Consider the following 24782-nt stretch of genomic DNA (forward strand, 5'->3'; position numbering starts at 1 on the left):
ATCGGTGCTCCCCGGGGGCCGGGCGTTAGGGGGTTAGGGGATTCGGCGGCATGATTTTTTGGGGGACGATCCGCGAGCGGTCTTCTGGTACGAACATGTGGACCTATCCGGCCGAATGACGCCCACCGCGCTGTCACACCCGCAGTAATGGCCGTCGGTGATGGAGGAGTGACGACGTGCCCTACGTCCTGGGGATCGACATCGGCGCCGGCGCCACCAAGGCCGCCGTCTGCCGGCGCACCGACGGCGCCGCCGGAGGCTGGGGTCCCGCGCAGCCGGTGACGCTGGGCCTGCGCTCGCGCACCGTCAGCTCAGGGCTGGTGCTGACCCCGGAGGGCGACGTCGTGCCGGCCGACCACGGCCGGGCGCCGGCCGCGACCTCGGTGGGCGGCTACCTGCACCGGGTCGGCGACAGCCTGCCGATGCTGTTCGGCGACGACTACTTCCCGGCCCACGGCCTGGTCGCCGCGATGGCCCGCTGGGTGGTCGACCGGGTGTGGCAGCAGCTCGACGAGCCGCCCGAGCGGATCGCCCTGGCGTACCCGTCGGTGTGGGGCAACGGCCGGCTGCACCTGGTGCACTCGGCGCTGGGCGAGGCCGACCTGGCCCAGACGGCGCTGGTCACCCGGGCCCGCGCGGTGGTCGAGACGCACCAGGCGGCGGGCCGGGTGCCGGCCGCCGGCGGCATGCTGCTGGTCTACCGGATCGGCGGCTCGACCTGCGAGATCTCGGTCGTCGTGGTGCACGCCCCGGGCCGGCTGGAACTGCTCGGCTGCGCGGAGATGGCCGAGGTCAGCGGCTTCGACCTGCGCGACGCGACGCCGGCCGACGCCCGGGCGGTCATCCAGTCCACCGTGGACCTGGCCGTGCACACCCTGAGCAGCTGCGGGGCCACGCGAGGTGATCTTGCCGCGGTGCTGATCGCCGGAGGCTCCGACGACGTATATCCGCATGTGTCCGATCTGTTGTCCGCGGCCTTCCCGGTACCGGTCCTGCGCGACCCCGATCCGCCGATGACGGTGGCCGCCGGGGCCGCGCTCGCCGTCCGGCCGTTGGTGCGCCGGCCCGGCCCGCCGCCGGGTGCCCCGCGCGCCGCCATCGCCGCCCACCAGCCGGGAGGCCACCAGCCCGGCGGTCAACCGCCGGACGCCCGCCGGCACGGCGGTCCACTACCGGGCGGCCCACTACCGGGCGGCCCACTACCGGGCGGCCCGCTGCTGGACGGCCCACTACCGGGCGGCCCGCTGCTGGACGGTCAGTCGGCGGGCGGGCAGCATGCGGGCTATCAGCTGGACGGTCAGATGCCCGACGCGCACCTCGCGGGTGGTCAGCTGCCGGGCGTGGCCGGATTGCTGGACGCGGCCGGTCAGCCGGTCATGAGCGGCGGCCTGACGTCGTGGCCGGAGATCAGCCGGGACAGCCGGGCCCAGGACCGGCCCTCGCGCCCGCCGGTCGATGTCGCCGCGGTGCGGGCGGGCGAGCGATGAGCACCCCGACGTTGACCGGTTCCGTGGCCGGCTCCCCCGCCGCCGACCTGCTCGCCGAGGTCGCCGCCGACCCGTTCGCGCCGTTGCAGGCCGTGGTCGGCGCGCCGGGCGGCTTCGGCAAGACCGCGCTGCTGCGGGAGCTGGCCGGGGTCTGGCAGCGGGCCGGGGTCACTGTCGTCACCCCGTGGCGGCCCGTCGACGCCGCCGGCGACCAGGTGCTGCTGGCCGACGACGCGCACCGGCTGCCCGCGGCCCGGCTCGACGAGCTGCGGGCGTACGCGGAACGGCCGGAGGCACGCATCGTCGTCGCGTACCGTCCGTGGCCTCGCCCGGCCGGCCTGCCGGCCCTGGTCGATGTGCTGCGCCGGGCGCGGCGCCCGGTGCAGCTGCCGGCGCTGACCGCCGGGGAGATCCACTCGCGGCTGGCCGCCGTCGTCCCGGACCCGTCGCCCGACCTGGTGGCCTTCGTGGCCGAGCGGACCGGTGGGGTGCCGCGCCACGTCGCCCGGGTGGCCGACGCGCTCACCCCGGCCGACGCCGCCGCGCGCCGGGTCCCGGTCGCCGCGCTGAGTGCGTTCGCGGCCGACCTGGACGAGCTCGATCCGGACCTGCGCACCTTGCTGCTGGCCGTGGAAGCCGGCGCCGGGCTCTCCTTCGAGCTGGTCGCGGCGCTGCTCGAGCGGGACGCCGAGACCGTCGCCGGGCTGGTCGACGCGGGCCGGGCCACCGGGTTGCTGGCCGCCGACGGCACGCTGGTGCCGCTGGCCCGGCAGGCGATCGCCGCGCTCGGCCCGATCGGGCACCGGATCGACGTGCGGCAGCGGCTGGCCGGGTTGCAGCTGGAACGCGGCGGGCCGGTCCTGCCGCTGGTCCGGCCCCTGCTGGGCGACGCCGGCGACAGCAAGGGCGCCCTGGTGCCCGGTCCGGCGGGCACCGGGCTCGGCAAGGTCTACGAGGCCGCCGGCGAGGAGGCCCTGGGCGACGACCCCGAGCTGGCCGCCCGTTTGTTCGCCGCCGCGGCCGGCGCGGGCCGCACCACCGCCGCCCGCCGGGCGCTGGCCACGGCGCTGGCCGGCGACCTCGACGAGGCGTCCCGGCTGGCCGATCAGGCGCTGGCCGCGGGCACGCCGGAGCAGCGCGCCGAGGCCGCGTACGTCGCCGCGGCGGTGCTCACCCATCGCGGGCAGACCGCCCAGGCCGCCGCCCTGTACCAGTGGTCGCCGTCCACCGTCACGGCCGGCTTCGGCGCGGTCGCCCTGATCGGTATCGGCCGGCCGGCCGACGCCGAGGCCCTGGACGCGGCGGCCACCGGCGAGCCACCGACCTCGCTCAGCGCGACCGCGGCGCTGATGGCCCGCGGCATGGCCGAATCGGTCCGGGGCACCCCGACCGCGGCGCTGTCCGCGCTGGTGCAGGCGGCCACCATGATCGAGCCGGCCGGGCCGGCCGTGCTGCTGCCGGACAGCCCGGCCGCGCTCGGTGCGACGATCGCCCTGCACAGCGCCGAGCTGGACACCGCCGACGCGCTCCTGGCCCGCGCGGTGCAGGCGGCGACCGGTGGCACCCTGCTGGCCGACCGGCACCGGCTGTTGCAGGCCTGGACGCTGCTGCTGCGCGGCCGGATCGGCGAGGCGCGAGCGACCCTGCTACCCGGGCGGCGGGGACGCGATCGTCTGTTCGCCTCCGCGTTGCAGGTCGGGCTGAGCCGCCGGGCCAGCGACCTGGTCGGGCTGCGCAGTGCCTGGCCGGACGCCTGTCACGCGCTGATCGGCCAGCCGGTCGACCTGTTCACCCTGTTGCCGTTGGGCGAACTCGCGGTGGCCGCGGCCCGGCTCGGTGAGCAGCACCGGGTCGCCGGGCAGCTGGCCGAGGCCGACCTGCTGCTGTCCGCGCTGGGCGATCCACCGCTGTGGAGCGCGCCGCTGCGCTGGAGCCGGTTGCACGCCGCGGTTCTCGTCGAGGACCACGACGCGGCCACCGGGCACGCGCGGGCCCTGGCCGGCGTGCGGGGCTTCAGCCCGTACGCGGAGGCGGTCGCGGCCGCCGCCGCGCAGTGGGTCGACGTCCTGGCTGACACGGCCGACCCGGACGCGGTGGTCGCCGCGGCCCGCGGGCTGGGCGCCCTCGGGCTGGCCGGCGACGGCGCCCGGCTGGTCGGCCAGGCGGCGATCCGCACCGCCGACCGCAAGGCGATGACCCTGCTGCTCGACTGTGCCCGGGCGTTGCAGGAACGGATCGCCGGGCCGCACGAGTCCGCCCCGGCCGCGGGCACCCGCTCGCGGGCCGGCGAGGGCGGCCCGCAACTGCTCAGCGAACGCGAGCGCGAGGTCGCCGCCCTGGTCCTGGAGGGACTGACCTACAAGCAGGTGGCCGAGCGGCTCTACCTCTCGGCCAAGACCGTGGAGCATCACATGGCCCGCATCCGGCAGCGTCTCGGGGTCACCGACCGGCAGGCCCTGCTGACCCGGCTGCGCGCCCTGATCGGTACGGGGGAGCAACGATGAGCACGCGGACAAAGGTGATCACCGGCCTGGCGCTGCTGGTCGCGCTCTGGGCGGCAGCCGCCGTGCCCGCCGTCACCGAGGCGGTGCAGGTGATGTCGGCCCGGCTCACCGCCAACCACCTGAGCCGGCCGCTGGGCACACTGGTGCTCGCCCTGGAGGCGGAACGCCGACTGTCGGCGGGTGAGTCGCCCGCGGGCCCGGAGCTGGCCGCCCAGCGGGCCCGTACCGATCGGAGCCGGCAGGAGCTGCGGACCACCCGGGACAGCTGGATCACGTGGCTGGCCGACACCGACGCCACCCGGCAGACCGATGAGCTGCTGGGACGCACCGAGCGGCTGCCGGCCGTACGGGCCGCGGTGGACGGTGGGCAGGCCGTGCGCGAGCGGGCGGTCGACGCGTACACCGCGCTGATCGACCCGGCCGGTGTACGTACGCCGACGGTCTTCCCCGACCAGCTGGCCGGGTCGTCCGCCGGGTTGTCCGCGCTGAGCCGTTCCCGCGAGCTGCTGGCCGAGGAGGACGCCCACCTGGTCGCGACGGCCGGGCGCCGGGACGGACTCACCGAGGCCGACCGGGTACGGCTGTCCACCCTGTCCGGCGCGCGGCGCAGCCTGTTGGCGGCGGCCGGCAGTGACCTGCCCGCCTCCACGGCGACGCAGTACCAGCAGCTCGCGGCCGACACCCGGCTGGCCGCGGCCGAGAGCCGGCTGCTGGCGGGCACCGGCGGCGGGCCGGACTGGTCCGCGGCGTACAACCAGGTCAACACCGGGCTGTGGGAGCTGCAGGCGAGCGGGACCCGGGCGGCGGCGGACGCGGCCACCGGGCATGCGGTCGTGACCGTGGTGCGGGCGGGAGTGGTCGGCGGGGTCGGGCTGATCGCGGTCATCGCCGTACTCCTGGTGGCGCGCCGGTCGCGCACCCGGTCCACCGCTGCCGGCGGCGAGCGCCGGCCGGGCGCCGACCGGGCGGCCGGGGATCCGTCGTCCCGGCTCGAACCGCTGCTGCGCGACCTCGAACGCCGCAACCAGGGCCTGCTGCACCGGCAGTTGCGGCTGCTCGACACGCTGGCCCGGCGGGAGTCGGACGACGAGACGCTGGGCGAGCTGTTCCGGGCCGACCACCTGGCCAACCGGATCCGCCGCAACCTGGAGAAGTCGATCACCCTGGCCGGCGGCACGCCGGCCCGCCGCTGGCGCAACCCGGTGCCGATCGGCGAGGTGGTGCGCGGTGCCGCGTCCGAGATCAGCGAGTACGGCCGGGTGTCGACCTCCCAGGTCGAGCCGGTCCTGCTGGCCGGGATCGCGGTGACCGACCTGATGCACCTGCTGGCCGAGCTGATCGAGAACGGGACGATGTTCGCGCCGGCCGAGACGCGGGTACGGGTGACCGGCTCGGCCGCCGAGACCGGTTACCGCCTCACGGTGACCGACGTCGGGCCCGGGATGGACGAGGACGACCTGGTCACCGCGGCACAGGTGATGGCCGGGGAGGATCCGCCGGCCGGTGGCACCTGGTGGGGCCTGTACGCGGTGGGCCGGTTCGCCGCCCGCCACGGCATCGCGGTGGAACTGCACAACGGCGCCGACGGTGGCCTGGCCGCCGAGGTGACCGTCCCGCCCGCTCTGGTCAGCCCGGCCCCGGCGGAGCCGGCCACCAGTGACGAACCGACGCTCGACGACCTGGAGCCGGTGATGCAGTCGTGACGATCTCCGACGAGGCGTGGTACGACGAGGACGCCGGCCCGCTGGTCCGCCTGTACGCCCGGGTCGGCGGCCGGTCCGCCGTGCCGCACGATTTCGAACTCAGCACGATGATCCACTGTGCTCCCGGCGTCACCGCCCCGGACGGGCTGTCGGCCGACCAGCAGGCGGCACTGCGGCTGTCCCGGCGGCCGATCGCGCTGCCCGAGATGGCCGTGCACCTGGGCCTGCCGCTCGGGCCGACCCGGCTGCTGCTGGGCGAGCTGCGCGCGGCCGGTCTGATCAGCACCGGCGGGCCGGGCGAGGGCAGGCGTGACTCCTCCCCCGCCGTGCTCCAACGGCTCCTGAGCGGGCTGCGCTCCCTGTGATGATCACGCTCCTGGACACTGTCGGCTTCCGAAGCACCTTCGACGTCCCGGCCCACGGCCGGCTCCCGATCCACGAAGGCCTGAGATGAACGACACCGATTCGCGGCCGCCGCGCTCGCTGGTGGTGGTGCTCCTGGACGGGGTGCTGCGGCTGGTCGCGGCCGTCCACTCCGGCGCGACGCCGACCCCCAAGGTCCGCGAGGCCGGCGGGCGGCGCGGCGTCGGCCGCTACCTGCTGGTGGCGGGGGTGGCGGCCGCGCTGGCCGGCACTGCCCTGCTGGTCGTGATGCTGGTGCGGGCGCCCGACGGCGGCACGCCGCCACCTGACCGCGCGGCCGCCCTGCCGGGTCTGGCGTCCCGGACGGCGCAGCCGAGCGTCGCCGTGACGACGACTCCCGGCGCGCTGGGCACGACCGCGACGCCGAGCAGCGCCCGGAGCGGTTCTGCGACGTCGCCGACCCGGCCGGCGCCGTCGGTGCCGGTGTCGGCCAAGGTGCCGATCACCGAGAACGCTCCGGTCCCGCTGACCGCGTCGTACCGGACGTCGTCGGTCACGGCCGGGCTGCTCGGCTACCGGATGGCGGTCACGGTGGCCAACCCCGGGACGAGCGCGAAGGACGGCTGGACGGTGACGGTGACTCTGCCCCGGTCGACGCTGCGGGTTTCCCGGGTCAGCGGCGCGACCGCGGCGCAGGACGGCTCGGTGTGGACGTTCACGCCGGACGCCACGACCTCCCGGGTGCCGGCGGGCGGCTCGGTCGAGCTGGCCTTCGAGGTGCAGGGCGCGACGCTGATCGACGCGACCCCGCAGGACTGCCGCATCGACGGCAACCGCTGCGGGGACTGAACGCCGGACCTTACGGCTTGCGGCCGACCGCGCCGTACTGGTCGATCTCGGGGGCCTCGGTGTCCGGCCGCCACCGGGTGACCGAGACCAGGCCCGGCTCGACCAGCTCCAGGCCGTCGAAGAGCTGGGCCAGGCGGGCCGGGCTGCGCAGGTGGTACGGCAGCGCGGCGGACTGGTTCCAGAGCCGGGCCGCCTCGACGACCTCGGGGCTGATGTCGGTGCCGTCGTACAGGGCCAGGTAACTGCCCGACGGCACCGCGGCCAACGCCTTGCTGACCATGGCCTGCGCCTCGGTGTCGTCCTCGACGTGGCCGAGCACGCCCATGAACAGGACCGCGACCGGCTGGGAGAAGTCCAGCGTCCTGGCCGACTCGCGCAGCACCAGGTCCATGTCGTGCATGTCGGCGTCGAGATAGCTGGTGACGCCCTCGGGCTTGCTGGTGAGCAGGGCCCGGGCGTGCGCGAGCACCAGCGGATCGTTGTCGACGTAGACGATGCGGCTGTCGGGGGCCACCGACTGGGCGACCTCGTGGGTGTTGTTGGCGGTGGGCAGTCCGGTGCCGATGTCGAGGAACTGGCGCACCCCGGCCTCGCCGGCCAGGTGCCGCACCGCCCGAGCCAGGAACGCGCGGCTGAGGCGGGCGTTCTCGGCGAGCGCGGGCTGGCCGACGAGGATCTGATCGCCGACCGCCCGGTCCACGGCGAAGTTGTCCTTGCCGCCCAGCAGGTAGTTCCAGATCCGGGCGGTCTGGGGCACGGAAGTGTCCAGTACAGGATGCTGTTGCTCGTCGCTCGCCACGTGCCACTCTCCGAATCGGACGGTACAGGTCGCAGGTCCGCGCCAGCCTAGACTGCCGCGTCCACGCTACCGCGCCGCTCCGTTCGCCGGTGTCCCGAACCAGCGGGACGCGGCCCGCTCGAATGTCACCCGGCCGGGGTCACGGTCACCCACCCAGGCGACGGTGCCGTCCGGCCGCACGAGCACGGCACCCAGGCCGAGATCGTTGCGCGCCGGCCCGGCCGCATAGCGCAGCCGGCTCTTCCAGCGACGCGCCGGCTCGGCCAGGGACCGGCCGGGGCTGAAGTCGAGTACGGCGCCGTGTCCGTCGCGCAGCAGGTCGCCGAGGCGAGTGCCGTCCCGGAGCCGGAACTCCGGGGCGTTGCGGCCGACCAGGGGCTGATCGCTGCCGAGGTCGTACCGGATGGCCGAGCCCGACAGCTTGCCGTACACGTAGGTCGTCACGTCCCGGGTGCCGATCAGGTCGCGGATCAGGGCCTGCACCGCCTGGCTGTGCGGGTCCGGCCGCATGGCCGCCGCCTGGGCCCGGGTCCAGTCCAGGGCCGCGGCGCCGATCGGGTGGCGCTCGCTGGTGTAGGTGTCGAGCAGCCCGTCCGGCGCGTGCCCGTGCACGGTCGCGGCGAGCTTCCACCCGAGGTTCAGGGCATCACCGAGGCCCAGGTTGAGGCCCTGCGCACCCAGCGGCGAGTGGATGTGCGCGGCGTCGCCGGCGAGCAGGACCCGTCCCCGGCGGTAGGTCGTCGCCTGCATCGCCCGGTCGGTGAAGGTGGAGGCGAACCGCACGTCGCTCACCGTCACTCCGGTGCCGGAGACCCGGCGCAGCACCGTCTGCAGATGCTCGCGGGTCGGCGGCCGGGAACGATCGAACGCACCGCCGTCGAAATCCAGCACGCCGAGGTGCCCCGGTACGGCCATCCGCAGGTACATGCCGGTCGGCGTGAGGTTGAAGCCGGGGTTCAGCTGGTCCGGGTCGGCCACGGTGGCCAGCATGAGGTAGCCGGTGAACTGCGGCTCGGTGCCGGCGAAGCCGAAGCCCGCGAGGCCGCGTACGGTGCTGCGCCCGCCGTCGCAGCCGACGAGCCAGCGGGCCGCGTACTCGTGGTCGCCGGCTCGGACGAGGACACCGTCCGCGTCCTGGGTGACGGCGGAGACCCCGAGGCCGCGCTTGATCTCCACGCCCAGCTCGGCGGCCCGCTCGGCCAGTACCGTTCCGACCGCTTCCAGGCTCGTCATCACGCCCTGCGTCACCGGGCCGGGCAGCCGGAACGGCAAAGCGCCGGCGTCGACCTTGGCCGGGTCGAGCATCATGCCGGCGAAGTGGCCCACCCCGCGCGGCGGCGGCGGCTCGTCGGCGTCCGGGTCGGCGCCGAGGTCGTCGGTCCCTCCCGACGCGGTCAGCAGCGGTTGCAGCAGCCCGCGACGGTAGAAGGCCTCGACCGACGTGACGGACAAACCCCGCATTCCCAGGGGCATCGCCTTCCACGGCGAGTGGGGCTCCGGGTCACGTTCGAGCACCAGGACCGAGCAGCCCGCGAGGCCCAGCTCGCACGCGAGGAACAGACCGACCGGACCGGCGCCCGCGATCACGACGTCGTGCACGGCGCGCCTCATGCGAACAGCGCCAGGTCGACGGAGTCCGCCAGGGCCCGGTAGCCGGCGTCGTTACCGTGCAGGTGGTCGCCCGCGTCGAACTCGTCCCGGAGCCGGGCCGGATCGCCGGGATCCCGCCAGACGGCGTCGAAGTCCAGCACGGCGTCAAAACCGCCACCGGTACGGATCCAGCCGTTGACCGCCTGCCGCGCACTCTCCCCCGCCGGGGCGAAGACGTCCGAACCCCCGTACGGCGTGAGCGTCGCGCCGTAGATCTTCACGCCGTGGCTGTGCGCCCGGGCGATGAGCTGGTGGTAGCCCGCGATGAGGTCGTCAGCGGTCACCGGCGCCCCGGGGAACATGGCCAGGAACTCGGCCATCGGCCCGTCGTCGCGCGGGGCGAAGGAGATGGCGAGGTCGTTCGAACCCTCGAGCACCACCACGTGGCTGAGACCCGGTGTCGCCAGCACATCCCGGTCGAAGCGGGCCAGGGCCGAGGCGCCGAAGCCGTCGTTGAGCACCCGGTTCCCGCTGATGCCCTGGTTGCAGACGTGGACCGCGGGCCCGTCCCGCCCGGCGAGCCGGCCGGCCAGCAGGTCCGGCCACCGGTGCCCGGTGCCGGGGGTCGACCCGGCGCCGTCGGTGAGGGAGTCGCCGAGGGTGACGACGGCCGTGGCCGGGCCGTCGGGAAGCACCTCGACCGCCGAGACGAAGCCTTGGGCCGGCAGCGGCACGGCGGTGTCGGGCAAGGCGGGCGCGGCCACGGCGTTCCCGGGGATGGACCAGCCGGCGTCCAGGTCCGAGCCGTGACTGGTGCAGGTCTCCACCCGGCCGGGCAGATACAGGCTGATGGACAGCTGGGAGAGAGCCGCCAGGGGCAGGTCCACCGGGTCGCTGAGGATGGGGGCACCCGCCGGGACGTGGGCGGCCGGGCGTCCGGCGAAGGTCAGGTCCCGGTCGGTGCCCGGCTCGATCGCCCCGCCGGGAGCCGCCAGGCCCAGCCGTGCCGCGCCGATGGCCAGCGGGGTGGTTCCGTACTCGTTGGTGAAGCGGACGCGGACCCGGCGACCGCCGCCGCTGAGCCGCACCACCTGGCGCAGAGTGGCGTCGGCGAACGGCTCGAGGGCCGAGACCGACGCGCCGGGCGCCTGGGGCGAGGCGCTCCAGGTCCGGACCCAGCCCTGGTCCGTGGCATTCATCTGGCTCATCCGGTGCCTCCGTCGTTCGTGATGGTGATCCGTCCGGGACCGAGAGTGCGGCCGGGCGCTCACACCGGGCGCACACGGCGCTCACAGGCGCCGATTTGGGGACTTCCGGGGGTCCGCGCGAAGATCAGGTGATGGACGAGGGCGGGGGGCTTCGCGTCGCGCTGCTCGGCGCCTTCCGGCTGTCCCGCGGCGACGCCGTGCTGCCGGTCGCGGGCGCACGGCTGCAAGCTCTGGTGGTGCGGCTGGCGCTGGCCGGCGGGCGAGCGGTCGAACCCGGGGTCCTGGTCGACGCGATCTGGGCCGAGGAGCCGCCGGCCGGTGCCGGGCATGCCCTGCAGACCCTGGTCTCGCGGTTGCGCCGGATCCTCGGCGCGGCCGGTGACCTCGCGCAGGTCGCGGGCGGCTACCGGCTGGCCCTGGACCCGGCCGACGTGGACGCGCTGCGGTTCGAGCAGCTCACCGCGACCGGCCGTGACCGCCTGCGCGCCGGCGACCCGCACGCCGCGGCGGCGGTGCTCGGCGAGGCCGTGGCGCTGTGGGGTGACCGTCCCGGAGCCGAGCCGGGCGCTGTCGCCCCGGTGGCCCCCGCGGCCGCGACCCGCCTGGCTCACATCTCGGTCGAGGCTGTCACCGACCTGGCCGAGGCCGAGCTGATGCTGGGCCGCGCCGACAGGGCCGCCACCCGCCTGACTGCGCTGCTGGCCGAGCAGCCCGTCAACGAGCGGGCGGCCGCGCTGCTCATGGACGCGCTCGCCGCGCAGGGCCGGCCGGGCGACGCTCTCGCGCGGTACGAGCAGACCCGGCAGGCCCTGGCCGACGCGCTGGGCACCGACCCGGGCGCCGCCCTGCACGAACGCCACCTGCGCCTGCTGCGTTCCCCGGCCCCGGCCCTGGACACGGCACGAGCCCGGCCCGGTAACCTGCCCGCGCCGCTGACCAGCTTCATCGGCCGCGACGAGGACCTCGCCCGGATCGGCACGCTGCTCGCCGCCGGGCGGCTGGTCACCGTGCTCGGCCCGGGCGGCGCCGGCAAGACGCGCCTCGCCGTCGAGGCCGCCCGCCGGCACCAGCACGACTACCGCGACGGTGCCTGGCTGATCGACCTCGCCTCGGTCACCGAACCGGCCAAGGTCGGTGCCGCCGTGCTCGCCGGGGCCGGGCTGCGCGGCGGCGCGATGTTCGAGGTCCGGGCCCGGGTCGAGAGCGACGAGCTGGAGGTGCTGGCCGAGCAGCTCGGCGGCCGGGAGAGCCTGCTGCTGGTCGACAACTGCGAGCACCTCATCGACGCCGTCGCGCACCTGGTCGCGGCGCTGCTGGCCCGCTGCGCCGGGCTGCGGGTGCTGGCCACCAGCCGTGCCCCCCTCGCGGTCGACGGCGAGACCCTGGTGCCGCTCGGCCCGCTCGCCCTGCCCGAGGTGGACGACGGCGTCGAGGCGGCGCGGCAGACGGCGGCGGTGCGCCTGTTCACCGAGCGGGCCACGGCCGTACGCCCCGGCTTCGGCGTCGACGACACCACGCGGGCCGAGGTCGTGCAGGTGGTCCGCGGCCTGGACGGCATGCCGCTGGCCCTCGAACTCGCGGCGGCGCGGCTGCGGACGTTGTCGCTGCCCCAGCTGGCCGCCGGACTCACCGACCGCTTCCGGCTGCTGTCCACCGGCAGCCGCGCCGCGCTCCCCCGGCACCGCACGCTACGCGCGGTCATCGCCTGGAGCTGGGAGCTGCTCAGCGAATCCGAACGCACGGTCGCCGAACGCGTCTCGATCCTGCCCGGCGGTGTCACGCCGGCGTCGGCCGCCGCGGTCTGCACGGGCACCGCGGTGCCCGCCGACGAGCTCCCCGAGCTGCTGGCGAGCCTGGTCGACCGGTCACTGCTGCACCTCGCGCCCGAGTCCGGCCGCTACCGCATGCTGGAGACGCTGCGCGAGTACGGCATCGACCGCCTGGCCGCGACGGACGAGCTCGGCACCGCCCGCGACCTGGCCGCCGACCACTTCGCCGCACTGCTGGCCCGGTCCGGCCCCCAGCTGCGCGGACCCGGCCAGGCGGCCGCCCTGCGGCTCATCAGCGCCGAGTACGACAACACCCTGGCCGCCCTGCGCCGGCGCTGCGACACCGGCGACAGCCGCGGCGCGGTGACTGCGGCCCTGCACCTGACCTGGTACTGGCACATGCTGGGCCGGCGTCCCGATGCCGCGTACTGGCTGGGTGAGGCCCTGGCGGTGCCCGGTGGCGTCCCCTCGCCCGACCGCGACTGCGCCCGGGCGATCCAGCTGTTCAACCGGCTCGACACCGGGCCGGGGACGACGGCCGGGGAGACCGCCGCACAGCTGCGGGGGACGGCCGGCCGGCTGCTCGCGTACCCGGAACTGCCCCCACCGGCCGGCGCACTCGCCGCCCTCGCCCTCGCCTTCCTGCGGGAGGAGCAGGCCGCCCTGACGCTGATCGAGCGGATGGCGGCCGGCGCCGACGGGTGGCTGTCCGGACTGGCCCGGATGTTCCGGGCCGAGTTCGCCGAGAACGCGGGCCGGCTCGACGAGGTGCGCACCGACATCACCGCGGCCCTGGCCTGCTTCCGGCAGGCCGGCGACCGCTGGGGCCAGGCGACCGTGCTGCCGATGCGCGCCCAGCTGCGCCAGTACGACGACGACCTCGACGGCGCGCTGGCCGACCTGCGCGAGGCGCGGTCACTGGCCGGCGAGTTCGGCTCGCTCAGCCTGGGCGACGAGGTGTTCCTCGACCTGCGCTGGATCGACCTGCACCTGCGCCGCGGCGACACCGGCCCGGCGCTGGCGACGATCGGCTCGGCCCGGGCGCGGGCCGTCCGCGCGCAGGCACCGGAGCTGCTGTTCCTGGTCGACGCGTGGGAGGCCGGCTTCCGGCTGCGGCTCGGCGATCCGGACCGGGCGCGGGAACTGCTGGACGCCGCCGAAGAGGGTCTGCGCGGCGACTCCCCGTTCCCCGGTGACCACGCGCGCACCATGGTCGGCAATGTGCGCGCCGGGCTGCTGCTGGCGGCCGGTGACCGGGCCGGTGCGCAACGGGCGCTGGCCCAGGCGTACGCGGCCGCGCGGCGAACCGGCGACCTGCCGATCCTGGCCCAGGTGGCACTGCCCACCGCCGCTCTCGCCGAGGCGTACGGGCATCATCACGAGTCGGCTGTCGTGCTCGGCGCTGCTTCCCGGTTGCGCGGCGCGCACGACCGCACCGATCGGCAGGTCCGCGACCTGACCCGCCGGGGCCGGGCCGCGCTGGGCGAGGACGGTTTCGCCGCGGCGTACGGCAAAGGCTGGGAGCTGGACGCGCGGACGGCCGTGACCACCGTCGACCCGGGCCGGATCGGCCGGTGACGGGCCTCAGGCGGACACGGTCCAGTCCGGCGGCTCGGCCGGATGCAGCTCCGGGTCGTCGACCGCGAACGTCCGCACCGGTCCCGGCGGCGTGGTGGGGCCTTCGAAGCGGACGGTGACCCGGCCCAGCCCGCTGCCCCAGACCCAGCCCGGTCCGTGCTCGTCGTGCCGGACGTCCTGCCCGGGCCGCCACTGCGCCGACACGGGCTCGGCGGGCGCGGCCGGCGCCACCTCCTGCGGCGCCGCGACGGCCGCATCGAGGACCGGCGCCGCGGGTGCGGAAGAGCTGAACAGGTCGTCCTGCGCGAAGTCGGTCAGCGTGGTCACCCCGACCCCGAGCAGCCGGATGCCGGCCGCGGTGTCGACGTCGGCCAGCAGCCGCCGGGCCAGCTCGGCGACCAGCCGGGGGTCGTCGGTGGGCTGGTCCCGGGTCAGCGACCGGGTGATCGTGGTGAAGTCGTGGTGGCGGATCTTGACGGTGACGGTCCGCCCGGAGATCCCGCCGGCCCGCAACCGGCCGCCGACCCGGGCGGCGAGCAGGTCCAGTTCCCGGACCAGCCGGGCCCGGTCGGCGACGTCGACGTCGAAGGTCTCCTCGGCGGACACCGACTTCGCCTCCCGCTCGGTCACCACGGTGCGGTCGTCGTCGGCGCGGGCCAGCCGGTACAGCCCGGCGCCGTGGGCCTGGCCGAACCACTCGATCAGGTCGGGCAGGGCCACCGCGGCGAGCTGACCGACCGTGTGGACCCGGGCGCGGCGCAACCGTTCCTGGGTAGTGGGCCCGACGCCCGGCAGCCGCCCGACCGGCAGCGGGTGCAGCACCGCGCGTTCCTGGCCGGCCGCGACGACCAGCAGCCCGTCGGGTTTGCGCAGGTCAGAGCCGATCTTGGCGAGAAGCTTGGAGGAGGCGGCCCCGACCGAGCCGGTGATCCCGCCGGTCGCCTCGGCGACGGCGGCCTTGAGCCGCCGCGCCAGCGCGGTGACCCCGGCGGTGGACAGATCGTGGTCACCGGCGGCCAGATCGACGTACGCCTCGTCGATGGAGACCTGCTCCACCACGGGCGACACGTCGGCCAGCAACGCCATGAAGACCTCGCTGGTCCGCCGGTACGCGCCGAAGCGAGGGGCCAGGAACGCCGTCCCGGGCGGGCACCGCCGCCGGGCCTCCGCGGTGGGCATCGCGGACCGGGCCCCGTACGCGCGGGCCTCGTAGGAGGCGGTCGCGACCACCCCCCGCCCGGCGACACCACCGACGATGACCGGCCGGCCCCGCAGGGACACCTTGTCGCGCTGCTCGACGGCGGCGAACATCGCATCGAGATCCACATGCAGGATGCTCGGCTCACGTCTCACCCTCCCAGTGTCGACCGGTCCGGTGTCACGCGAGGTCCGCGGGCCTGAACTTCCCCTTGGCCAGGTGATCCTCGATCTGCTCGAGGCTGCGCCCGGTCAGCTCGGGCATCTTGCGGTACAGGAAGAGGAACGCGATGACGTTGAACGCCGCGTACATCCAGAAGGTCTGTCCCGTGCCGATGGCCTTCATCGTGCTGAGCAGGGTCAGGGTGATCAGCACGTTGGTGCCCCACAGCGACGCGGACTGGGCCGCGGCCCCCGCCGCCCGGGTGGCCAGCGGATAGATCTCCGATCCGGTCAGCCAGCCCATGAGCTGGATGCCACCGGCGGTGAAGGCCATGAAGGCGATCAGCGTGGCGACGATCCACGGGATCATCGACTTGCCGTCGTTGCCGGAGACGAAGAACCAGCCGAGCACGACCAGCGCGGCCGCGGCGCAGGGCAGGGTCAGCAGGGTCAGCCGCCGCCGGCCGACCCGGTCGATGATGACCAGCCCGACGAGCTGGGCGATCAGGTACGTCAGTCCCAGCGCGACGGAGACCCGCAGCGCCGTGGAGTCGGAGAAGCCGTTGTCGGTGAGGATCGTGGGCGTGTAATAGACGATCATCTCGATGCCGGACAGCTGGGTGAAGATCGCCAGCCCGCAGCCGACCACGAGGGCCGGCCGCACCCACGCCGCCCGGAGCCCGGCCCAGCCGCGGGTGCTGGCCTGCTTCTCGGCCCGTACGTTGGCCTTGATCTCCTCGAACTCTCCGGACAGGTCGCTGTCCGGGTGCCGGACCCGCGCCAGGGCCGCCCGCGCACGGTCGGCGTGGCCTTCCCGGGCGAGCCAGCGCGGGCTCTCCGGCAGCCGCAGCATCAGGGCGAACATGATCGCGGCGGGCACGGCGGCCATCCCGATCGCCACGCGCCAGTCGATGACCCGGGCCGCGCCGACGACGGTGGCGATGACGATGCCGACGCCGATCGCGATCTGGAAGAACAGCACCAGCCGGCCCCGGTACGCGGTCGGCGCGAGCTCGGCCACGTACACCGGGGCGGTCTGCGTGGCGCCGCCGACCGCGAAGCCCAGGACCAGGCGGCTCAGCGACAGGGTGACCGGATCCGGGGAGAGCGAGGCGGCCAGGGACCCGACGACGAAGACGATGCCGATGAGCAGCAGCGTGCCGTGCCGGCCCCGGCGTTCGGCCAGCCGGCTGCAGGTCAACGCCCCGATGACGGCGCCCACCAGGATCGACGCGGCGATCACCTGCTCCCACAGGTGGCCGATGCCGAAGTCCTCGCCGATCTGCAGCAGGGCGCCGGAGATGATGCCGGTGTCGTAGCCGTAGAGCAGGCCGGAGACAGCGGAGACGAGCGCGACCACGACGACCGATCCGGTGAGCCGGTCCTCGCGCCTCGACGGCGACAGCTGCGTCCCCGGCCCGTCCTGATCGGTCTGGCTCATCTCGGCCTCCGTGCGCAGTCACCATTCACCTGTGGGCCCGGCAGTGCCCCGGGACAACCGGAACTAACATCATCGATGCGAGGAGGCCGGGATGCGGGTGCTGATCGTGACGGCCGGTTCGCGCACAGCCGCCCCCTCCCCGGAAGCCGCGCGATCGGTCTTCGCCGCGTTCCTCGATGAGCTGGGCGAGGGCGTCCTGTCCGCCGCGGCGGCCGGCACCGACGTTCTGCTCACAGCTTTCGGACCGGCCCCACTCAGCCGGCTGGTCGCCCAGGGTCTCGACATCCCGAGCGCGGGCGTCCATCTCGCGCCCGGCGTCCCCACCGGGGAGTTCCCGCCACCGGGCTGGACGGTCGCCGGCGAGCTCACGGCCGCCGACAACGTCGCCGCGGGCCGGGAGGTCCTCACCCGGACCGAGGCCCTCTGTGCCGACGTTCTTCGGCGGCTGCGGGCGCGGCTTGGTCTTCCCGCCGCCGAAGGGTCCGCGCCGGGCCCGCCGGATGACTGGCCGATCTTCCACGGCTACAGCCCGGCGGTGGTTTCCCGGCCGGCCGACTGGCCCGCCGCGGTGCAGGTGACCGGATACTGGTGGCCGGCCCGCGTGCCGCAGTGGCAGCCGCCGGACCTGCTGGTCGACTTCCTCGCGGCCGGTCCCCCGCCGGTGTTCGTGGGGTTCGGCAGCATGACGCCGGCTCACGAGCGGCTCCACGACGTCGTCGCGGCCGCCGTCGGACGGGCCGGCGTGCGCGCCGTCGTCCAGTCCGGCTGGGCCGGGCTCGGACCCGCCGGAGACGACATCCTGGTGGTCGACGACCTGCCCCACGACTGGCTGTTCCCCCGTGCGGCGGCCGTGGTCCACCACGCCGGAGCGGGCACCACAGCGGCGGGGCTGCGGGCCGGAGTGCCGGCGGTCCCGGTGCCCGTCCTGGTCGACCAGCCCTTCTGGGCGGACAGGTTGCACCGCCTCGGTGTCGCCTCACGGCCGCTGCCGCCGGCCGAGCTGACCGCCGACACCCTGGCCGACGCGCTGCGGTCCTGTCTGGCCCGCCCGGCCCACCGTGAACGCGCCACCGGGCTCGCCCGCCGGATCCGCGCCGAGGACGGCTCCGCCGCCGTGATCTCGTTCGTCACGCGGCTCGAAGCCCAGCGTGAGTCGCATTCATGACCGATCGTGCGCACCCCCGGCGGGCGTAATCACCGTCGCGGAGGGTAGAAAAGCTGTCATGGACCCGATGCGGCTGTCGTTCGCTCACCGCACCGACTACGCGGCTCTGCGGCAGTACGCCCGTACGGTCCTCGGCCGGTGGCAGACCCCCGAGCTGGTCGACGACACCCTGCTGGTGATCACCGAGCTGGTGGAGAACGTCGTGCAGCACACCGGCGACGGCGGTGAGCTGCTGCTGCACCGGCGGGCCGACGCCGTCCGGATCGAGGTCTCCGACACCAGCTCCGAACTACCCCGCGCCTATGGGCCGGATCCTCGCCGCATCGGCGGTCGGGGGCTGCTGCTGGTCGGCGCGTTGACGCGGGACTGGGGCGCCCGTCCCAGCGGCCACGGCAAGGTCGTCTGGGCCGAGGTGCCGCTGACCGATTAAGACCGGCACCGGTGCCGCAATCCGCTGACGACAGTTCAGGGGCAGCGGCGGACGACGAGCACGGCGATGTCGTCCGTGGGTCGTTCGGTGCCGGTGCTCGCCATGATCGCGTCGCAGACCGCCTCGGCGGCGTCCGGCCGGATCGCGTCGGCCAGCCGCTTGATCCCCACGTCGATGATCTCCCCGCGGTGCTCGACCAGCCCGTCGGTGTAGCTGACCAGGACCGCGCCGGGCGGGAAGTCGATGATCGTGGTGGTGCGGACCCGGGCCGGGCGGCCGATGCCCAACGGCGGGCCGACGGGGATGTACGGCACGCCCGCCGGTTGTCCCGGTACGGCCAGGATCGGTGGCAGGTGCCCGGCCAGCGAGATGTGCACGGCGCTGCGGTCGGGGCTGACCATCGCGTACAGCGCGGTGGTGAGGTTGCCGGTCTCGAAGTGATGAACCTTGCGGTCCAGCAACGTGAGCACCTCGGCCGGATCGTCGGAGATCAGGGCGTACGCGCGCAGCGCGCTGCGGACCCGGCCCATCACGACGGCCGAGGCCAGGCCGTGCCCGGACACGTCCCCGATGACCACGCCGAGCCAGCCGGACGGGAGCGCGAAGACGTCGTACCAGTCCCCGCCGATGCCGAAGTCGTGCCCCGGCACGTAGCGGGCGGCCATGTCCACGCCCGCGGCTCCCGGCAGGAGGGTGGGCAGCAGACTGCGTTGCAGGGCCAGCGCAGCCGCCTGGTCGAGCTTGTTGGACCGGATCTGCCCGGCCCGGCTGGCCCGGTCGGCGACGAGTTGCAGCAGATGCACGTCGTCGGTGGTGAACACCCGCGGGGTGAAGCTGCCGATGTGCACGACGCCGACCACCTCGTCACCGGCGAGGATCGGCACACCCAGCAGCGACCTGAGGCCCTTGTCGAGCAGGATGGGATTCACGACGTCGTCGGGGGTGACGTCGTCGATGGCGACCGGCTGCCGGGTCTGCGCGACCCGGCCGGCGAAACCGCGCCCGATCGCCACCCGGAAACCCTGCTCCACCTCCTCCTCGAGGCCCTTCGCGGCGGTGGCGACGAGCTGACGGGAGTGGACGTCCACCAGCAGGATGACCGCGGTGTCGACGCCGAGCAGATCCCGGACGCGGTCGAGGAGCTCGTCGAGCAGATCGGCGGCGGGCATCCTCGACAGGGCCATGTCGGTGACGGCCTCGAGCCGGCGCAACCGCTCGGTGTCCTTGATGCCCTCGGCACTCACCACACGTGAAGCCTAGAGCCCCGCGACCGGCTCACGTACCAGGCACCCATGGGGTGGACCGTCGGCGCGGCGCGGCGCGGTCGGCGATATCGTTTCGCCGTGGACACGAGCGCAGCGACCCCTGGCATCGACCCGACCAAGGCGCATCCCGCCCGGCGCTACAACTACTGGCTCGGCGGCAAGGACAACTTCGCCGCCGACCGGGCCTCCGGCGACGAGCTCGAACGGCTGTTCCCGAAGGTACGCCTGGGTGCGCTGGCCAACCGGGCGCTGCTGCAGCGGGCCACCCGGTTCCTCGCCGCGGAGGCCGGGATCCGCCAGTTCCTCGACATCGGCACCGGCCTGCCGACAGCGGACAACACCCACCAGGTGGCCCAGCGGCACGCCCCCGACAGCCGGATCGTCTACGTCGACAACGACCCGCTCGTCATGGTGCACGCCCGGGCCCTGCTCGACAGCAGCCCCGAGGGCCGGACCGCCTACATCGAGGCCGACCTCAACGATCCGGACGCGATCCTCGACGACCGGGTGCTGCACGAGACGCTCGACCTGACGCAGCCGGTCGGCCTGATGCTGATCGCCGTCCTGCACTTCATCCACGGCCACGGCGCGGCCCGGCCGATCGTGCGCCGGCTGGTCGACGCGCTGCCGCCGGGCAGCTACCTGGTCGCCACGCACGCCACCTCCGACTTCGGCACCCCCGAGCAGCAGGCCCTCTATCAGCAGCTGGTCGAGCAGGGCAAGTCCGATGTCTGGACCCGCAGCCGGGCGGAGTTCACCGAGCTCTTCGAGGGTCTGGAGCTGGTCGAGCCGGGCGTGGTGCCGGCCAGCGAGTGGCGGCCGGAGCCCGGCGCCGACATCCCCACGACCTCGGACATCAACCTGTGGGCCGCGGTGGGCCGCAAGGGCTGACGGCGCCGCCTCAGGCCTGGCCGCCGGGCGTGACCAGGCCGGTCTCGTAGCCGAAGACCACGGCCTGGACCCGGTCGCGCAGGCCCAGCTTCTGCAGGATGCGGCTCACGTGGGTCTTGGTGGTCTGCTCGGCGATGAACAGCGACGCGGCGATCTCGGCGTTCGACCGGCCCAGCGCGAGCAGGCGCAGGACCTCCCGTTCCCGGTCGGTGAGGCCGTTGAGCGCGGTGGCGCCGGCCGGGCGCCGCGGCCGGGCGGAGACGAAGTTCTCGATGAGCCGGCGGGTGATGCTCGGCGCCAGCAGCGCCTCGCCACCGGCCACCACGCGGACGGCCCGCAGCAGATCCTCGGGCTCGCTGTCCTTGAGCAGGAAGCCGCTCGCACCGGCCTGCAACGCGGCATAGATGTAGTCGTCGAGGTCGAACGTCGTCAGCATCAGCACCCGCGGCGTGTGCCCCTCGGTGCGGTCCGGGCCGAGCAGCTCCCGGGTCGCGGCCAGCCCGTCCAGCACCGGCATCCGCACGTCCATCAGCACGACGTCCGGGCGCAGGCTGCGCGAGCGCTGCACCCCGAGCCGGCCGTTCTCCGCCTCGCCGACGACCGTGATGTCGTCCTGCGCCTCGAGGATCGCGCGGATGCCGACCCGGATCATCGACTGGTCGTCCACGATCAGCGTGCGGATCACTCGCCGCCCCCGATCGGCAGCTTCGCCTCGACCCGGTAGCCGCCCTCGGCGCGCGGGCCGGCGTCCAGGGAACCGCCGACCAGCCGGACCCGCTCGCGCATCCCGGGCAGCCCGTGACTGGCCCGGCCGGGCCCCTCCATGGACTGCGCCGGCTGCGCCGCCGCGTCGTTCACCACGGTGATCACCAGATCAGGACCTTCGACGTCGAGACAGATCGTGGTACGGGCGCCGGGCGCGTGCCGGATGACGTTGCTCAGCGACTCCTGGATGATCCGGTAGGCCGCGAGGGCGACGCTCTCCGGGAGGGCTGCCTCGCGTACCGTCTCCGCCTCGCGCAGCTCGACCGGCACGCCCGCGCGACCGGCCGACTCGATCAGCTCGGGCAGCCGGCCCAGGCCGGGCACCGGCGTCAGCTCGGGGCCGGCGCTCTCGTCGCGCAGCACGGCCAGCAGCTGGCGCATCTCACGCATGGTCGACCGGGCGCCGGCGGCGATCCGGGCGAACTCGGCCTTGCTCTCCGGATCCAGGTCCTTGATCCGGTACGACGCCGAGGTGGCCTGCATGTGGATCACCGACATGCTGTGCGCGACGACGTCGTGCAGCTCGCGGGCGATCCGGGTGCGTTCCTCGGCGACCGCCCGCTGGCTCTGCTCGACCTCGACGTCGTGCCGCGCGTCGGCCAGCTCCCGGCGCACCTCCTGCCAGCCCCGGATCATCAGCACAGCGCCGAGGGCGAGGGTCGACAGGATCGGGTAGAGGATCATCATCGTCAGCCCGTCCGTGAGGGTCCGGCCCCGCGGATCGAGCAGCGCCACCACGGTCAGCAGCAGCACGCTGCCCGACCAGGTCACCAGCGCCGTCGGCCGGCCGGCCCAGGCGGCGACCAGCGCGATGTGCGCGACCAGCGTGAACAGGCCGGTCACGGTGAGCGGCCAGGTCGACCCGGAGTCGGGCGGGATGGCCACCGCGAACACCGCGACCGCCACGAACTGCAGCACGGTCGCCGCCCGGGGCCGCAGCAGGATCAGCACCAGCGCGGCGCTCTGCGCGATGCCCGCCACGAACGCGATCAGCGGGAGCACGTCGAACTGGGTGACCGCCAGCGTCACGTTGAGCGGCAGCAGCGTGAACGCGAGGAAGCCGGCGATCAGCCACGGCAGCAGCCACTTCAGCACCGGGCGATTACGCCGGCCCAGGCCCGCCACGGAATCGGCCGCCGGCCCGGCGACCCTGGCCACGACGGGGCGGACGGCCCCGAACGCGTGCCCGATCGTCGCCACCGCCCGCGGCAGACGCGAGAGCACCGGCCGGCGGCCGGGCCCCGCCGAGCTGTGCTCCTGCTCTGTCTCCGCACGCGCCATCACGCAGCGACACTACCGAGATCGGTCCCGCGCGGCGTCCATCCGCGGAGGTATCCGACCCCCTACCCGGGGGTGACGCACGCCGGTACCGGAGATCGACGCCCACCGCGGTACCCCGCGCTCACGCTTCGGCCCATGGATCTGATGAGTCTGGCCGGCCCGGTGATGACGTCTCCGTTGCTCTACCCGCTGCTCGCGGGCCTGTGCAGCCTGGACGGCGTGGTGCCGATGATCCCCTCCGAGGCTGTCGTGCTGACGTCCGGTGTCTTCGCCCACGCGGGCACGCCGAGCCTGGTGCTGGTCGTGCTGGCCACCGCCGTGGGCGTCTTCCTCGGCGACCACCTCGCGTACGGCCTCAGCCGCAGTGTCCTCGGTCCCCGGTTGATCAACCGCTCCCGGCACGTCAGCCGGGCCGTCGCGGCGGCGGGCCGGCAGCTCGACCGGCGTACCGGCCTGCTGATCGTGATGTCGCGGTTCCTGCCCGGCGGCCGGGTGACGATGAACCTGGCCTGCGGCACGGCCCGGCTGCCGCTGTCCAAGTTCAGCCCCGCCTCGGCGATCGCGGCCCTGGCCTGGGCCGCCTACACGGCGGGGCTGGGCTTCCTGGGCGGCGCGGCGTTCGTCGAGAACCCGCTGCTGGGTCTCGGCGTGGGTCTGGGGCTGTCGTTCGCTCTGGGCGGCCTCATCGAACTGGTCCGCCGCCGGATCAGCCTCCGCAAGCCGCACCCGCGCGACCGCGTCGAGAATCTCCCGGTCCGCGTCGGGTGATCCGCGGCCCACTCGCCGCACACCCGCACTTCGGCGTCGGGCCGGTCCACCTCGACGGTCATCTCGTCGAGGTGGACCACGAGCACCTCGATCATCGATCAGGGATCGAACGGACGGCGCCGGCGACGGCCGTGTGGTCCTTCTTGAGGATCGCCCCGTGATTGCTGGTGACCTTCGCCGCGATCCGGATGTTCACGTTGCGCCGGGTCACGGCGTCCAGGCCGGCGCGGATCCTCTCCTGCTCGTCACCGCGGCTGCCGAAGGACGTCCCCGACGCGACGACGTAACGCACCGGGACGGTGATGCCGTCCAGCACCGGGCCCAGCTCCCGCTCCCGGGACAGCCGGCCGAGCTCGATGTTGCTGTCCGCCTGCTGAGCGGCATTCATCCTCGGGGCCAGACCAGTCGGGCGCAGCAGTGGCAGGAACCAGCTCATCCGCCGGAACAGCCTGCGGATCCGCAGTTCCATGGCCTCGTCGAGCCAGTCGTGCGGGAACGCGCCGTCGACCAGGACCGCGCCCACAGTGCGCTCCGGATTCCGGTGGGCCCAGTGCGCCGCGACGACCGCCCCGTAGGACCAGCCCACCAGCACCGCCCGGTCGACGCCGCGGGCCGCGAGGACCGCATCGACGTCCCGTACGGCCGCCTCGAACGAGTAGTCGGCCGACCGCTTCGACCTGCCGCGGGCCCGCTCGTCGTACGTGATGTGCCGCCGGCCGGTTCCGAGATCCGCGATGACGCGGCGCCAGTATCCCTGGGTGGCGAACTGGCCGTTGAGGTAGACGACGGGGATGCCGGGACCGCCGGTGTCGGTGACAGCCAGGGCCGTGTCCTCGACCGGCACCATGCCGGTCCAGGTGATGTTCTCGCGCATGGTCAGCTCCATCAGAGGCTCCGGGCGGCGATGTCGCCGTGGGCGGTGGTGGCGCGGATGTCGAGCTCCGCGGTGCCGTCGTTCTTGAAGGTGTTGCTGATCCGGCCGTGGCCCGTGCCGGCGTCCAGGACCGCCGAGACCCCGGCAGCGGCAGCGACCGAGATGTCACCCGACTGGGTACGCAGGACGACCGTGCCGCGGACCGCCTCCGCGATCCGGATGTCACCCCGGGTGGTGCTGATCTCCGCCGGGCCGTTGAGCCGGCCGACCTCGACGTCGCCGTCGACCGCGGTCAGGCGGACGCTCCCCGCTTCGTCGATCTTGATCTGGCGGTACGCGCCCTCGACCGTGATGTCACCGAGCCGCCCGACACCCCGCAGCTCGGCGGCGGCCGACTTCGCCTCGATCCGCGAGCCGGCGGGCAGTCGCACGGTGACCTCCACGGAGCCGGTGGAGCCGAGGAGCGGGTTCTTCGGCGCGGCGGCCTGGATCCGCAGGACACCGTCGGAGTAGGAGACGGTGGTCTGTTCCGCGGTCCGCAGGTCACTGCTCTTGGCGGGATCGGCCGGCCGCACCTCGACGACGGTGTCGGCGCGGCCGCCGGCAATGACCTGGATGCGCCCGGCGGGGATGTCGAGGACGGCGGCGATGGGGGCGGGGGTGTCGAAGTTCGGCATCGTGTTCTCCTGCACT

The 24782-nt window shown here is 74.5% G+C and carries 20 protein-coding genes; 10 read left to right on the forward strand and 10 right to left on the reverse strand.

From position 1 onward, the window contains the following. The first annotated feature begins 176 nt into the window (after positions 1-176). The 5 genes from AB0C12_RS38185 to AB0C12_RS38205 all read left to right on the forward strand — a co-directional run bounded on the left by AB0C12_RS38185 (position 177) and on the right by AB0C12_RS38205 (position 6906). The gene (locus AB0C12_RS38185) at positions 177-1487 is read left to right on the forward strand and encodes a hypothetical protein (protein WP_360555441.1); all 1311 of its coding nucleotides are present in this window, start codon (positions 177-179) and stop codon (positions 1485-1487) included. Continuing rightward, complete coding sequence (locus tag AB0C12_RS38190; RefSeq protein ID WP_360555442.1) at positions 1484-3991, forward strand: LuxR C-terminal-related transcriptional regulator; 2508 nt, start codon at positions 1484-1486, stop codon at positions 3989-3991. Before AB0C12_RS38185 ends, AB0C12_RS38190 begins: the two co-directional genes overlap by 4 nt. Further along, positions 3988-5694 (forward strand): nitrate- and nitrite sensing domain-containing protein, encoded by a 1707-nt coding sequence (locus AB0C12_RS38195; protein WP_360555443.1) that lies wholly within the window; start codon positions 3988-3990, stop codon positions 5692-5694. The genes AB0C12_RS38190 and AB0C12_RS38195 overlap by 4 nt, the downstream gene beginning before the upstream one ends. After that, positions 5691-6059: a DUF742 domain-containing protein gene (locus AB0C12_RS38200; protein ID WP_360555444.1), complete on the forward strand. Its 369-nt coding sequence runs from the start codon at positions 5691-5693 to the stop codon at positions 6057-6059. Before AB0C12_RS38195 ends, AB0C12_RS38200 begins: the two co-directional genes overlap by 4 nt. Before the next feature lie 85 nt (positions 6060-6144). Then, positions 6145-6906 (forward strand): cellulose binding domain-containing protein, encoded by a 762-nt coding sequence (locus tag AB0C12_RS38205; RefSeq protein ID WP_360555445.1) that lies wholly within the window; start codon positions 6145-6147, stop codon positions 6904-6906. Positions 6907-6916: 10 nt separating this feature from the next. Here the strand turns inward: AB0C12_RS38205 and AB0C12_RS38210 are convergent, their stop codons facing one another. The 3 genes from AB0C12_RS38210 to AB0C12_RS38220 all read right to left on the reverse strand — a co-directional run bounded on the left by AB0C12_RS38210 (position 6917) and on the right by AB0C12_RS38220 (position 10503). Continuing rightward, positions 6917-7705, reverse strand: coding sequence for an SAM-dependent methyltransferase (locus tag AB0C12_RS38210; protein ID WP_360555446.1), 789 nt, complete (start codon positions 7703-7705; stop codon positions 6917-6919). Positions 7706-7771: 66 nt separating this feature from the next. Further along, entirely contained in the window at positions 7772-9316 is a 1545-nt protein-coding gene (locus AB0C12_RS38215) for an FAD-dependent monooxygenase (RefSeq protein ID WP_360555447.1), read from the reverse strand. Then, positions 9313-10503 carry an SGNH/GDSL hydrolase family protein gene (locus tag AB0C12_RS38220; protein ID WP_360555448.1) on the reverse strand — a complete coding sequence of 397 codons (1191 nt, stop codon included), beginning with the start codon at positions 10501-10503 and terminating at the stop codon, positions 9313-9315. The genes AB0C12_RS38215 and AB0C12_RS38220 overlap by 4 nt, the downstream gene beginning before the upstream one ends. 131 nt (positions 10504-10634) lie before the next feature. On the opposite strand from AB0C12_RS38220, the gene AB0C12_RS38225 reads away from it, so the two are divergent. Then, the gene (locus AB0C12_RS38225) at positions 10635-13850 is read left to right on the forward strand and encodes a BTAD domain-containing putative transcriptional regulator (RefSeq protein WP_360555450.1); all 3216 of its coding nucleotides are present in this window, start codon (positions 10635-10637) and stop codon (positions 13848-13850) included. A 6-nt stretch (positions 13851-13856) separates the two neighbouring features. Here AB0C12_RS38225 and AB0C12_RS38230 read toward each other — a convergent pair whose 3' ends face one another. Together AB0C12_RS38230 and AB0C12_RS38235 are read right to left on the reverse strand one after the other, a co-directional pair. Beyond that, the gene (locus AB0C12_RS38230) at positions 13857-15203 is read right to left on the reverse strand and encodes a DNA polymerase IV (RefSeq protein ID WP_360555451.1); all 1347 of its coding nucleotides are present in this window, start codon (positions 15201-15203) and stop codon (positions 13857-13859) included. 25 nt (positions 15204-15228) lie between these two features. Continuing rightward, positions 15229-16650: a sugar porter family MFS transporter gene (locus tag AB0C12_RS38235; protein WP_360555452.1), complete on the reverse strand. Its 1422-nt coding sequence runs from the start codon at positions 16648-16650 to the stop codon at positions 15229-15231. Positions 16651-16741: 91 nt separating this feature from the next. Here AB0C12_RS38235 and AB0C12_RS38240 point away from each other — a divergent pair, with 91 nt between their 5' ends. Then, the gene (locus tag AB0C12_RS38240) at positions 16742-17815 is read left to right on the forward strand and encodes a nucleotide disphospho-sugar-binding domain-containing protein (protein ID WP_360555453.1); all 1074 of its coding nucleotides are present in this window, start codon (positions 16742-16744) and stop codon (positions 17813-17815) included. A 58-nt stretch (positions 17816-17873) separates the two neighbouring features. After that, on the forward strand, positions 17874-18245 hold the full coding sequence (locus tag AB0C12_RS38245; protein WP_360555454.1) for an ATP-binding protein: 372 nt from the start codon (positions 17874-17876) through the stop codon (positions 18243-18245). A 35-nt stretch (positions 18246-18280) separates the two neighbouring features. On the opposite strand, the gene AB0C12_RS38250 is transcribed toward AB0C12_RS38245, so the two are convergent. Then, the gene (locus AB0C12_RS38250; RefSeq protein ID WP_360555456.1) at positions 18281-19492 is read right to left on the reverse strand and encodes a GAF domain-containing SpoIIE family protein phosphatase; all 1212 of its coding nucleotides are present in this window, start codon (positions 19490-19492) and stop codon (positions 18281-18283) included. Positions 19493-19588: 96 nt separating this feature from the next. Between AB0C12_RS38250 and AB0C12_RS38255 the strand changes: the two genes are divergently transcribed. Continuing rightward, the gene (locus AB0C12_RS38255; protein ID WP_360555458.1) at positions 19589-20401 is read left to right on the forward strand and encodes an SAM-dependent methyltransferase; all 813 of its coding nucleotides are present in this window, start codon (positions 19589-19591) and stop codon (positions 20399-20401) included. 10 nt (positions 20402-20411) lie between these two features. Here the strand turns inward: AB0C12_RS38255 and AB0C12_RS38260 are convergent, their stop codons facing one another. Both AB0C12_RS38260 and AB0C12_RS38265 read right to left on the reverse strand, forming a co-directional pair. Further along, a complete protein-coding gene (locus AB0C12_RS38260; protein ID WP_360555459.1) occupies positions 20412-21086 on the reverse strand; it encodes a response regulator transcription factor in 675 nt (224 codons plus the stop codon). Further along, complete coding sequence (locus AB0C12_RS38265) at positions 21083-22447, reverse strand: histidine kinase (RefSeq protein WP_360555764.1); 1365 nt, start codon at positions 22445-22447, stop codon at positions 21083-21085. Before AB0C12_RS38265 ends, AB0C12_RS38260 begins: the two co-directional genes overlap by 4 nt. 135 nt (positions 22448-22582) lie before the next feature. On the opposite strand from AB0C12_RS38265, the gene AB0C12_RS38270 reads away from it, so the two are divergent. After that, entirely contained in the window at positions 22583-23215 is a 633-nt protein-coding gene (locus AB0C12_RS38270) for a VTT domain-containing protein (protein ID WP_360555461.1), read from the forward strand. A gap of 91 nt (positions 23216-23306) precedes the next feature. Here the strand turns inward: AB0C12_RS38270 and AB0C12_RS38275 are convergent, their stop codons facing one another. Together AB0C12_RS38275 and AB0C12_RS38280 are read right to left on the reverse strand one after the other, a co-directional pair. Beyond that, positions 23307-24101, reverse strand: a complete 795-nt coding sequence (locus AB0C12_RS38275) for an alpha/beta hydrolase (protein ID WP_360555462.1) — start codon at positions 24099-24101, stop codon at positions 23307-23309. Further along, on the reverse strand, positions 24101-24766 hold the full coding sequence (locus tag AB0C12_RS38280; RefSeq protein WP_360555463.1) for a DUF4097 family beta strand repeat-containing protein: 666 nt from the start codon (positions 24764-24766) through the stop codon (positions 24101-24103). Before AB0C12_RS38280 ends, AB0C12_RS38275 begins: the two co-directional genes overlap by 1 nt. Positions 24767-24782 lie beyond the last annotated feature (16 nt).

This window comes from Actinoplanes sp. NPDC048967 (genome assembly GCF_040649415.1).
Classification (GTDB): domain Bacteria; phylum Actinomycetota; class Actinomycetes; order Mycobacteriales; family Micromonosporaceae; genus Actinoplanes.